The organism is Candidatus Zixiibacteriota bacterium, assembly GCA_026397505.1.
Lineage (GTDB): Bacteria > Zixibacteria > MSB-5A5 > GN15 > PGXB01 > JAPLUR01.
This window is the reverse complement of sequence record JAPLUR010000147.1, coordinates 1-12,130: the sequence shown is the minus strand read 5'-3', so window position 1 is coordinate 12,130 and position 12,130 is coordinate 1. Positions and strand designations below refer to the sequence as shown.

The 12,130-nt window shown below is 51.3% G+C and carries 10 protein-coding genes and 1 pseudogene; 1 reads left to right on the top strand and 10 read right to left on the bottom strand.

What is annotated here, in order from left to right:
- Window positions 1–198: 198 nt before the first annotated feature.
- Window positions 199–2,205, bottom strand: coding sequence for a GAF domain-containing protein (locus NT002_14695; protein MCX6830511.1), 2,007 nt, complete (start codon window positions 2,203–2,205; stop codon window positions 199–201).
- Window positions 2,206–2,511: 306 nt separating this feature from the next.
- On the opposite strand from NT002_14695, the gene NT002_14690 reads away from it, so the two are divergent.
- Window positions 2,512–2,886: a hypothetical protein gene (locus NT002_14690; protein MCX6830510.1), complete on the top strand. Its 375-nt coding sequence runs from the start codon at window positions 2,512–2,514 to the stop codon at window positions 2,884–2,886.
- 49 nt (window positions 2,887–2,935) lie between these two features.
- Here the strand turns inward: NT002_14690 and NT002_14685 are convergent, their stop codons facing one another.
- From NT002_14685 to dnaK, 9 genes and pseudogenes are all read right to left on the bottom strand, one after another.
- Window positions 2,936–3,079 (bottom strand): hypothetical protein, encoded by a 144-nt coding sequence (locus NT002_14685; protein MCX6830509.1) that lies wholly within the window; start codon window positions 3,077–3,079, stop codon window positions 2,936–2,938.
- 313 nt (window positions 3,080–3,392) lie between these two features.
- Window positions 3,393–4,022 carry a ribonuclease HIII gene (gene rnhC / locus NT002_14680; GenBank protein ID MCX6830508.1) on the bottom strand — a complete coding sequence of 210 codons (630 nt, stop codon included), beginning with the start codon at window positions 4,020–4,022 and terminating at the stop codon, window positions 3,393–3,395.
- A gap of 10 nt (window positions 4,023–4,032) precedes the next feature.
- On the bottom strand, window positions 4,033–4,593 hold the full coding sequence (gene efp / locus NT002_14675; GenBank protein ID MCX6830507.1) for an elongation factor P: 561 nt from the start codon (window positions 4,591–4,593) through the stop codon (window positions 4,033–4,035).
- A 63-nt stretch (window positions 4,594–4,656) separates the two neighbouring features.
- A complete protein-coding gene (locus tag NT002_14670; GenBank protein MCX6830506.1) occupies window positions 4,657–6,498 on the bottom strand; it encodes an ATP-binding protein in 1,842 nt (613 codons plus the stop codon).
- 63 nt (window positions 6,499–6,561) lie between these two features.
- Window positions 6,562–7,344: a prepilin peptidase gene (locus tag NT002_14665; GenBank protein MCX6830505.1), complete on the bottom strand. Its 783-nt coding sequence runs from the start codon at window positions 7,342–7,344 to the stop codon at window positions 6,562–6,564.
- A gap of 27 nt (window positions 7,345–7,371) precedes the next feature.
- The gene (locus tag NT002_14660) at window positions 7,372–8,139 is read right to left on the bottom strand and encodes a 16S rRNA (uracil(1498)-N(3))-methyltransferase (protein ID MCX6830504.1); all 768 of its coding nucleotides are present in this window, start codon (window positions 8,137–8,139) and stop codon (window positions 7,372–7,374) included.
- Window positions 8,109–8,996 carry a 50S ribosomal protein L11 methyltransferase gene (locus NT002_14655; protein ID MCX6830503.1) on the bottom strand — a complete coding sequence of 296 codons (888 nt, stop codon included), beginning with the start codon at window positions 8,994–8,996 and terminating at the stop codon, window positions 8,109–8,111. Before NT002_14655 ends, NT002_14660 begins: the two co-directional genes overlap by 31 nt.
- Window position 8,997: 1 nt before the next feature.
- Window positions 8,998–10,146: a molecular chaperone DnaJ gene (gene dnaJ, locus NT002_14650; GenBank protein MCX6830502.1), complete on the bottom strand. Its 1,149-nt coding sequence runs from the start codon at window positions 10,144–10,146 to the stop codon at window positions 8,998–9,000.
- A 43-nt stretch (window positions 10,147–10,189) separates the two neighbouring features.
- Window positions 10,190–12,115: pseudogene (gene dnaK / locus NT002_14645) on the bottom strand (molecular chaperone DnaK).
- Window positions 12,116–12,130 lie beyond the last annotated feature (15 nt).

Below are 12,130 nucleotides of genomic sequence, written 5' to 3'. Positions count from 1 at the left end.
ATTCTTGATCTTATCCGTCACGCAATAAAACAGACCGGGTAGCACCGTGGTCAGATATAATTTCTGGCCGGTCCCAAACAGCGAATCATCGCCTCGGGAAAGTAGTTCCGAACACTGCCGGTCGCTGAGAGTCGTTATCTTGTAGCTCATAGTTGATCCGTCAATTGAGTTCTCTTGCTTTTCCTGTCAATGGTGATTTCAGCGGTTGTCCAGGATTGAAATAATCCTCTCGGCTGATTCCTCCATGCTGGCGATAATGCGACCGGAATTCTCCTCCGGCTCCCCTCTTCCCTGTATCTTCAGCAAATCGAGTGAGCCCCGGAGCGCCGTCAGAGGCGTCTTTAGATTCTGATAAAGGTCACTCTCTTTCAGGCGGTTCCTGGGATAGGCGGCATTATCGGGAATCTCCTTCAGGAGGGCCTGGCTCAGCTGCATCATTTTGAGCGCACTGCCGAGGCGGGCCGCAATCGCCTTGCAGAAACTGATCGCCGCCGAATCATAGGAAAATCGATCCCATTGCCTCATTTCGCCAAGGGTTATAATACCATATGTCATACCGTTGACTGCAATCGGAACGATCAGAGCCGACTGCATCCCCCTGAAAACCAGCGATTCCATTTCGCCCGGATCCATGTATGATTCGGAATCATTCTGATTGATAAGAAGAAGCCGGTTCTCTGTGACAACCATCTGATGCCACCGCGTCAACTCGGAAGATAAGCTGACCGCATCGTTCTTTATGCTTTCAAAAGGACGAATCGTTTTGATGGCCCTGCTGATCAGTTGCGATCGATCGCTGTTCAAAACCGAAATCCTCACCATCGTTGTCATGACGTTGCGAAGAAGTAGTTCTGCCGCAGCATCCAGCAGATTCTCGCTGTTCGCGCAATTATCGGCTATGTTTTCGAAATTGGAAATCGCGCCCAGATAGCGGTCTCGCTCCAACGCGACACCACGTGAGAGGTCGGCCTCTATCAGAGGTGAAATCGCCTCCGAGAGAATTTCCAGAAGGAATAACTCTTTGCGACCGAATCGGCCGGGCATGGGATGCCCCAGAGTCAAAACGCCGACGGCTCGGCCAAAGCTTACGATCGGAACGGACATAAGGCTTTTCTGCCCGCAACTGACAAACAGAGATTCGGTGGATATCGCTGAGTCGATCGTGACATCATTTATCAGCAGGCTCTGGCGGTATTCCAGCACACGGTCGAGATAGGTATGCCCGAGATCGGGACTGGTCACGCCGTCAAGAAGAATCTGCCCGTTGATACCGCACGTATAACGACGCAGATTTTTCCGGTTCTTATCCGTCACGGCCAGCGAGAAAAAACGCGCCTCACAGGCCCGATTAAAAAGCCGATAAAGGGCCGGAAGATTATCTTTGATATCGGCCCGGCCGGAAGCGATGCCTCTGGCCTCGGATAGAAATCTTAAGGATTTTTCATGGAACGATATTTTCTTCGTCTGAAATTCCCTCTCAAGACGATTGGAGAAGATGCGGCCGATGTGCTGGAATAGCCCTTCTTCCGCCGCGCTGGCTTGACCACCTCTGAATAATATCAGTGCCACCGTCAGATCTTTCAATTTCAAAGGGAGGCAGAATCTAAAAGCATATTTGGAGCCCAGTTCATCCGCCGCCTTAATTGACTCGCCGAGGCTGAAACTCTCTTGCTGCAACTGCCGGCGGAGATCGTCATCTATGCCATGGAAATCGGTACCAATAAAGCGCCTCGCTTTTGCATGCAGTTTGAAAACGGCCGCAGCATCATAACCAAAGGCCCGGCAAATCATCGGCGGGATAACGCGAAAAAGACGATTGGAATTTTCCGCATCCGTGATCGACTGCTCGATCTTTTCAATTGCATCATGCCGCTTCACTATGAGCACAGTCTCATCTTCTTTCCGCTTCCTCACCGGAAGCCAGATAGAAATGCCGGCAATCATCAGAGCGACACCGGCCACAATGCCGATGACTTGAGCCAGCTCCTGATAAATCGGCTCGGACAGGAATGGAATAGTCCCCAGAAGGTCCTGATGGGCGGCCAACTGCAAAAATGCCACAATTGCCAGCACCGACATCCCCATCATGGCGTAACGATAACTCTCCTTATTGTCGGCAAATGCTCTCTCCCTCATTTTTACCATGAGTATCAGAAGGAGGATAAATATGGAGGCAAAAAACAGATCCAGAATGAACTGTGTCACGGCTTGGCTCCGGTCTTTACAATCGGTTAAAAGTCATAGGCTTACATTTAATATTCTTTTCGGCAAATTTGACCGTTTTATTAGCCTTGGGACTGAAAGCCCATTCCTTCCTCCCCCATATTCTTTGAAATTCCAAATAATTTCCCATGCCCACATCTCCCCCCCCTGAACTTGCAAGCAAAAACATAACCTGTTGGCGGCTAATATGGTAGCGGTCATGGACGATTCCGGCATCAGGATTGCATCAATCGGAATGCAGTGAATATCCCCTTAACCAATGCTCGCCTGAAACAAGAGGGAGATCTTATGAAGAGATTGGTTTTTATTTTTCTGTCCGCGGCTGTACTGCTCACGATATCGCTGATAGTCTATAGCTGCTCCGACAAGGTGAACTCCTATACCTCAAATGCGGAGCCCTCTCTCGGACAGTACTTCCCGCTGACAGCGGGTAAAAATGTGATCTTCACTGTTATCAATAACTGGAGCAACACCATATCCCGCAACCGCCACACCGTCGGTGCGCCGGTGCTGATCGATGGCAAAAACAGTTTCCACTGGACACAGAAGAATGTCCATTACCCCCAATTCATGGATACCGGTTTCTTTTATGTGGAGGGAAATAGTCTATACTATTTTGACGGCGAAGGAGCCGCCCCGAAAAAGTGCTGGAAGCGCCCCTGACGGTTGGCCGATCATGGCTGCGATTTACACCCGTGGACGTTAACCAGGGCTAGGATAATCTCCTCGACATCCTGACCGGCAACGACGACGGCAAAACAGGCGATTCCAGCGATAGCGGCGATGGCGCCAGGACGGATGACGCGAATACCGGCAGACTGATCGCCACCAAAAGCTTCCCGACCATCGGCGCCAACTATTTCATTATCTCCGCCCTTGAAGAAATATATCTCGATAACGGCAATTCATATCAAAATTGTATCCGCGTCGAAAATCAGTCGAACGGATTCACCAATTATTACTGGTATGCGCCGGGTGTAGGCCTGGTTCGATATGTAATCAACGCCACGCCGGAATCATTTCCCAGCGGCGAAATTGTCGGAGAAATTTCATAGTCTGACCTTTCCTTTTTCACCTTCTATAGGTAACGACCGGCCCTTTTTATGTCTTGTAAAACCCCAACTATTTCGAGCGTGATTAATGGATTCCGGAAAATGAAATAAACAGACTCAGCCGATGGCTTTCAGATAGTTCTTGAAATGAACCTTGGCTATTTTATCAAGGGCCTCTTTCCCATAACGTGCTATCAGTGCCGCGGCCGCTTTATCCACAGGCGCTCCGGCTCCCTTGGGAATTTCCATGCCATAAAGACCGGAAAGTTTCTCCATATTCTGGACAAAAGCCGCCCGCGCCAGTATTGAAGCCGCCGCCACCTGCGCAATCGATTCGGCGCGAACCTCCTGCTTGACCTTCAGCTTTCGCCCCTTCTCCAACAGTGCCTTCTCGATAAAATCGGCCCTCCCGAACTTGTCCGATATCACCAGTTCAATCTCATTCCCCTCGGCGATGTTCTCGATGACGCGGCTGTGCCCCCAGGCCAGAAGCTTGTTGAGATTTCTTATCCGGCTGTAAAGCTGATTATATTTCTCGGGACCTATGGTGACAATCGAATGTACAAAATGGGTGGATATCCAGCGGCTCAATTCCAGCGCCTTTTTGTCGGAAACCCTTTTGGAATCTCTGACCCCCGCCTTGACCAGCGCCTCGGCCTCGGCGCTGTTGGCCAGAACCCCGGCAATTACCAGAGGACCAAAAAAATCCCCCTTCCCAGATTCATCTACTCCTAGAACTTTCCCCAAGGCGCTGATTTTAGTTGGCTCTCTCTAAATATTCATTGGTGCGGGTGTCAACCCTCACTTTGTCCCCTTCCTTGACAAAAAGAGGAACTTTTATTTGCAGCCCGGTCTCGACCGTGGCTGGTTTCATGATATTCGACACCGAGTCTCCCTTGACCGCCGGTTCCGATTCGGTCACCACCAAAACGACCGATGCCGGCAATTCAAGCGAGAGCGGCTTTCCCTCGAAAAAGAGAACATCATACTCATGACTTTCCATCAGATACCACTTGGCGTCGCCCAGATGCCCGGCATCGATTGCTATCTGATCATAAGTCTGCGTATCCATGAAAGCATATTCATCGCCCTGCACATACATATACTGCATCGTTCTCACTTGCAGATCCGGCTGGTCGAAATTTTCCGTCGTCAGAAACGATTTTTCGATTATCTGCCCGGTAATCAGATGTTTCATTTTCGCCTTCACATGCGGCCGGCCGCGCCCCATTTTCACGTGCTGAAAATCGACAATGACATACGGGGCACCCTCAAACATCAGTTTCGCACCCTTCCTAAATTCATTAGGAGAAATCATTCTACCTCCATAAAATTTCAGGCGGGAATATAGGGAATCAGCCCCAAAGAGGCAACAGATTTATCAGGCCTGCGCCGCGATTTCCCTTTTGGAGGCCAACACTTCGACTATTCCCTTAAGAGGAAGAATGACTTTGAAGGCGGTTCCTCGGCCCGGATGAGACTCAAAGGTGATCTGCCCTCCGTGAAGTGTTATTATCTTGCGCGCCAGAGGCAAGCCCAGACCTGACCCCGACGGCGTCCCGGAAAAAAAAGGAGTAAATATCTTATCTCGATAGGTATCGGGGATCCCCGGGCCGTTGTCTGCAATTGTTATCTCGAGCATAGTGACATTCGGTCGGGCAGTAACCCTCACCATTCCGTCTGATTCAGCCACCGCCCGGCAGGCGTTGTCGACTATATTCCCCAGTGCCTGCTTCAACAAAAGCTGATCCCCGCAAATGGCCAATTCGCGATCTTCATCACAATCCAATTCTATTCGAGCCTTGTCATATTTTATTTTGGCTGAATTGACCACACTTTTCATCAATTCGACAGGCCGAAATTCCTCGGCGCTCAGGTCAAGCGGCCGGGCGAAATCAAGAAAATGGCCGACCAGCGCCGAGGTCTCCATAGCCTCCTTCAATATCGACCGGACATTTTCTTTAAGCGGACTCTCTGCATCGGTTTTCCTGTCAATCAGCCGGGCGAATCCGACAATCGCCGCCGTGGCATTGCGCAACTGATGCGCCAGCCCGCCCGACATCTCACCCAATGAAGCCATCCGCCTATTCAATTCCAGTTCCTCCTGTATCATCATGAAATCGGTCTGGTCATTGAATAGAATCGAAAGACCTATATTCGTGCCCTGGCTGTCGCCTAATGGCGAAAGCGAGACCGAAAGCTTCCGCCGCCGCCCTTCTCCAAGAATCTCTACACCGGAGTTTATGATAGGTTTACCGGTGGCATAGAAATCCTCCACCAGACCCAGTATCGAGGAGAAATCCGCCAGCAGCTCGGTGCAGGCTGCATCCCCGTAATTATCCGCTTGAAGATTCAGAATAGTGACTGCCGCGCGATTGATAGTTGCAACTCTCCGCTCGCTGTTGAACGTGATTATCCCGGTATTAATTGAGCCGAGAATATAATTATTATAAACCTCCAGGTCCTCCGCCCGCCTCAAAACCATATCATTCAGTGCCACCAGTTGCTGCTCCTTGACCCGCAAATCATCTATCATCTTCTCGTAGGACCGGATCAGCTGCGTCATTTCATCTCCGGCTTCTTTATCCAGGCGGCCCGATGCCACCGCCTTTTCTCTCAGACGATTGAACGGCCGCGTGATGAAATGCACGAATTTGCCCGAGACATAGATTATAATGACCACCCCCAGAATACCGAAAAATATCAGGATGCGACCCGCGTTTTCCATCGAGCCAAGCAGAGGACTCTCTTTGCTGACCGCTATGAAATATTTGGAGCCGATATATTCCATGGGAAAAAGCAGAAGACATCGGGCATCCCCCTCTTTATGACGGAAGACGGTCTGGTTGCGAAGAAGCGGCCTCAAATCTCCGGCGGTAATATTACGGTCAAGTCTCAGAATGACTGAATCGGGCGCTTCTCCGGCTTGAATACCCATGACCCGCGCATAATTGAGCGATACTATCCCCAATGAGTCCAACTCATATTCGCCCTTAATCAGATTGCGGGCGCTGTCGGGAAGGTCGGGCGTTTCGTAATGATAGATATTGTTCACCATGACCACCGCCGCCTCGGATAATTCATCCCTGACCATAGCTTCCAGCGATTTGGTCGCCCGAAAAAGGGCATAATGTGAGGCAAAATTCAAAACCACCAACACCAGTATAATCAGCGCCAGTCCAAGGCTGATTTCAAAGCGGAAACCATTTGATTTGATATTCATAATCTCATTAGAGTTATCGACCGTAACAAAGCGAGATTGAGACGACCCACCTGATACCGAGCATCAAAGACGGAAAAAGTGCCGGAGATAAAAATCAATAAACGTATCGCCATAAATTATGGCAATTATGGCCGCAATGGCCAGAAAGGGGCCAAACGGTATCACCCGGGTGGAGCGCACCCGGCGCGAAAACAGCATCACTATCATAGAGATAAGCAACCCGATAGCGGCGCTGGCAAAAAAGATGAAAATTATCTTCTGCCACCCCAGAAATGCTCCCAGCATCGCCGACATCTTGATATCCCCTCCGCCCATGCTTTCCTTCTTAAAAAGCCAGTCGCCGAGAAGCGCCATCAGATAGAGAGCACCGCCGCCGGCCGCCAGCCCGATTGAGGCCGATATTATGCCTGTTCCCCCCGGAAGCAATGAGGCTATCAGCCCCAGAGCCATGCCCGAGATAGTCAGCATATCGGGAATGATCTGAAATTCAATATCGATAAAGAAGATCGCTATCAATATGGAAGTCAAAACGGAATATACCACAAGATTGATGGCCGGTCCAAAATGCCAGAAAAATAGTAAGTACCCCAAACCATTCAGGAATTCCACCAGCGGATAACGAAAAGATATTTTTGCCCGGCAATGGCGGCACTTTCCGCCGAGAATAAGATAGCTCAAAAGCGGAATATTATCGTAAAAGCTGATCTTCTCCTTGCAGGAGGGGCAAAACGAGCGACTCATCCCGAAACCGATATGCCTTGGGATCCGGTAGATCAGGACATTAAGAAATGAACCGATTATCAGTCCTATCCCGGCTATCCAGAGATATAAAAATAATTCTGCCATCAATCATAATATCGGCAGACCGGCCGGCTACCTGAATTCCCCCAGAAGATTCATAAGAAGGGCCACCGCCGTCGGCCCGGCATTTTCAGTGCGAAGGATACGCCCCCCCAGCGTGATAATCTCGGCCCCCTTCTCCCTGGCCGACTCCACTTCGCTCCGCGTAAAACCGGATTCCGGGCCAATCAAAAGAGAAATGTCCCTCTCCTCGGAACCGAACGATAGATTCTCTATGCGTCGGTTCCCCCCAGGATCAAGAAGAAGCTTATGGCCCAAATCGGCGTAATCGGTAAATATTCTCTCAAATTCAATAAGTGGCTCAATTGCCGGTATCAGCGAGCGCCCGCATTGCTTGATTGAAGCGATGGCCACCTTCCGCCACCGGTCAAGCTTCTTTTGCCCCTTCATTTCCTCATCAATGCGTACTTTCGATTTTTCCGTCACCAGCGGTATAAACCGCGTCACCCCCAATTCGGTTGCGCGCTGTATAACGTCATCAAATTTCACTCCGGTGGAAAGCCCTGCCGACAATGTCACCCGATGCAGCGGCTCGCCAAAATTGCGGATCCGCGAATATATGCTGCAGGTCACCTCCCGCGCCGAAATTTCCATAATCTCGGATTTATATCCGTTACCCATTCCATCCACCACAATAACCGCTTCCCCGCGCTTCAAGCGCATTACCCGGCTGATATGATGAGCCTCCTCGCCAAGAATGGTCAGCTCCGCCTCCCCGATATTCTCAGGTAACGTATAATAAGTGGGAATCATTTTTTCCAGATAGTGTAAGACAGCCACTGTCCGTCCTGATTGATCTCCCGCCGGGAAACCTGACACCCCGTCAGAAGCTCATCCATCGCCTCCCTGTCCTGAATAAGCAGCCCCGATAAGAGCAGAATTCCGCCCGGCTTCACAATTGCCTCCAACCGGCCATATAATTCCAGAATGGAACTCTTTATCAAATTGGCGACCAGAAAATCGTATCGCGTTCCTTCTTCAGCCTTCTCAATCGAGCCGAACTCGATATTGATTCTGTCTTCCACCCGGTTAATGGAGATATTTTCCCTGGAATTCTGCACGGCGATTAAATCAACATCGACCCCCTTGACCGCCGATGCTCCCATTTTGGCCGCCAATATGGATAGAATCCCGGAACCACAGCCAAGGTCAAAAAGCGTCTGCCCCGCCCGAAAATATTTCTGAATTTCCCTGATACAGAGCTTGGTCGTCTCATGACTCCCTGTCCCGAAGGCCATCTTCGGCTCTATTATTAGCTCCATCTTGTCCTTGTATGGCGAAACAATCCAGGGGGGTCTGACGACAACATTGTCTATGACAACCGGTCGGATCGAATCTTTATAAGCCTGCTCCCATTCAATATTGGCAATCAATTTGGTTCGAATATTTTCGGGTTTTGTTATTGTCCGAGTGTTGATGACATTCAGGTAGTCGGACAATTGATTCCGGAAATGCTCCCCCTTTTCCTCCGGCACATAGAACCTTATTCCAACCTCATCGGAGTCATCTTCCTCCTCCAGCACGATCCCGCCGGAAATATTTTCTATGATATAATTACAAACCGGCTCCTGCATATCACGGGGAATGTTGATTACGGCCTCAAAATACCGTTCCGTCATTTTCGCATCGGCGGCCATATCAGAAGCCCAATGATTCCTTCAATTTTTCAACAAATGATTTATCCGCTTGGGGTGGGGCAAATGATAACGAGCGTCCCAACGCCTCGAGCAACCGCTTATCCTCGGCATTCAAATCGGTCGGCGTCCAGACCATCACCTGCACTAACTCATCTCCCGACCCGTGAGAATTGAGTCGCGGGATACCCTTTCCCTTGAGACGAAATACCCGCCCGCTCTGCGTTCCCGAGGGAATTTTAAGACGGTGATCGCCGTTCAGCGTCGGAACCGATATTTCTCCCCCGAGAGCCGCCACCGTGAAAGATATTGGCATCTGGCAAATAATATTTTCCCCCTGCCGGGAGAAAATACTATGCTCCTGCTCCTCGAAAATCACTATCAAGCTCCCGCGCGGCCCACTCCCGCGGGCGGCATTACCCTGATTCTCCAGAGACATGTAATTCCCCGAGGAAACCCCCGGAGGCACTTTTACCTTGACTGTTGCCGAACCATTGATGCGCCCTTCGCCGCTGCATTTCAGACAGGGAGTGGTAATTATTTCACCCTCTCCCCGGCAACTGTTACAGGTCCGCACCTGCTGTATGGTGCCGAGAAAGGTGCGGGAAACGGTTCTCACCTGACCCGAGCCGCGGCATTCCGGGCAGGTTTTTCTCGACGAGCCGGGTGCGACTCTCGAGCCGCCGCATTCTTCGCATTCCTCATACCGCTTGAGCTTGATCGTCTTTTCGACCCCGGCGGCTATCTCCTCCATCGTCAGAGAGACTCGCGCCCGAAGATCTTCGCCCCGATTGTACCTTTCCTGACGGCCGCCGCCGAAAAAATCCTCGAATCCGAGGCCGAAACCTCCAAAATCGCGCATGAACGCTCGCAGAGCATCACTCAAATCAAAACCGCCGAAATCATACCCGCCGCCAAAACAGCCGCCCGAAAGACCGGCGTGACCGAACTGGTCGTAAGTATGGCGCTTCTGCGCGTCTTTCAGTACCTCGTACGCTTCGGTTGCCTCTTTGAATTTCTCCTCGGCGCTCTTGTCACCGGGATTCTTGTCGGGATGAAACTTCATCGCCAGTTTGCGATAGGCCGATTTTATCTCATCCTCCGAGGATGATCTGGAAACACCCAGCACCTCGTAGTAGTCTTTTTTTTCCATCAGTCTGTCTGCAAGCAGTCACCCGCAATCCGGGTATGATCTCTTATTTGTTCTTGTCGTCATCCACGACCTCAAAGTCGGCGTCAACCGCGCCGTCTCCCTTTGGCGCCCCACCGCCGTCGGCCCCGGCTGCCTGTCCCGCCCCCGCCCCCTGCGCCGTCTGGGCGGCCGAAGCCTGGCGATATATCTCTTCGGCCAGCTTATGTGAGGCCGTCATCAGCTCTTCCTTGGCCTGATTAATAACTTCCGCCGATTCCGATGAAAGAGAGCCGCGCAGTTTTTCCATCTTCTCATTGATCAGTTTTCTCTCCTCCTCGGAAACTTTGTCACCATATTCCTTGAGTGTCTTTTCGGTCGTGTAAATCATCTGATCCGCTTCATTTCGCGCCCGTATGACCGCCTCTTTCTTCTTGTCCTCCTCGGCGTGAAGTTCGGCGTCTTTGACCATCTTTTGGATTTCCTGATCCGACAGCCCCGAGGAAACCTGAATCCTGATCGATTGCTATTTGCCGGTGCCAAGGTCTTTGGCCGAAACATGAACAATACCGTTGGCATCAATATCAAAAGAAACCTCAATCTGGGGCATGCCGCGCGGCGCCGAAGGAATACCGACCAGGTCGAATCTTCCCAGAGTGCGGTTATCGATCGCCATCTGGCGCTCCCCCTGGAGCACATGAATACTTACCGCCGTCTGGTTATCGGCCGCCGTGGAAAATATCTGGCTCTTTCTGGTCGGGATGGTTGTGTTGCGTTCGATGAGCCGAGTCAGGACGCCGCCGAGCGTTTCAATGCCGAGCGACAGCGGCGTGACATCAAGCAGAACCACATCTTTCATCTCGCCCGAAAGCACCCCCGCCTGAATCGCCGCTCCAATTGCCACAACCTCATCGGGATTTACACCCTTGTGCGGTTCTTTTCCGAATAAGTCGCGCACGATCTGCTGCACCTTGGGCATTCTCGTCTGCCCGCCGACAAGAATAACCTCATCGATTTCAGCTGGTGTCAACTTGGCGTCCTCGATCGCCCGTTTGCACGGCCCGATCGTCCGCTGAAGCAAATCATCTGTCAACTGTTCCAATTTGGCCCGGGTCAGGGTCAAATCGAGATGACGGGGACCGGTCTGGTCGGCCGTAATAAACGGCAGATTGATATTGGTCTGCATAGTCGTCGATAGCTCGCATTTGGCCTTCTCGGCCGCTTCTTTCAGTCTCTGAAGAGCCATCCGATCCCGCCGCAGGTCTATCCCCTGTGACTTCTTGAACTCATCGGCCATCCAGTCGATTATCCGTTGATCAAAATCATCACCGCCAAGATGCGTGTCGCCGTTGGTCGAGCGAACCTCAAAAACGCCATCCCCCAATTCCAGTATTGAAATATCAAACGTGCCGCCCCCCAGATCATAAACCGCAATCTTCTCGTTTTTCTTCTTATTCAATCCATAGGCCAGCGAAGCCGCGGTCGGCTCGTTGATGATACGCAAAACTTCCAGCCCCGCGATACGCCCGGCATCTTTGGTGGCCTGACGCTGCGAATCATTGAAATACGCCGGAACCGTAATGACCGCCTGCGTCACCTCCGTCCCCAGATAATCCTCGGCCGTCTTCTTGAGAGCCTGAAGAATCATCGCGGAAATTTGCGGCGGGGCGTATTTCTGGTCGCCGATCACTACCACCACTTCACCCTTTTCATCTTCCGAAACCTTATAGGGAACAATCTTCTCCTCCGCCTGCACTTCACTGTGATGCCGCCCCATGAATCGCTTTATCGAAAAAACGGTATTTTCAGGATTGGTCACCGCCTGCCGTTTGGCTGTCGCCCCTACCAGTCGCTCTCCTGCTTTTGAGAAAGCCACCACCGAGGGGGTCGTCCGCCCCCCTTCCTGGTTGGGAATGACAACGGCATCGTTCCCTTCGAGAACGGCGACACACGAGTTGGTCGTTCCCAGATCGATTCCTATGACTTTTCCCATATCACTTCTCCTTCT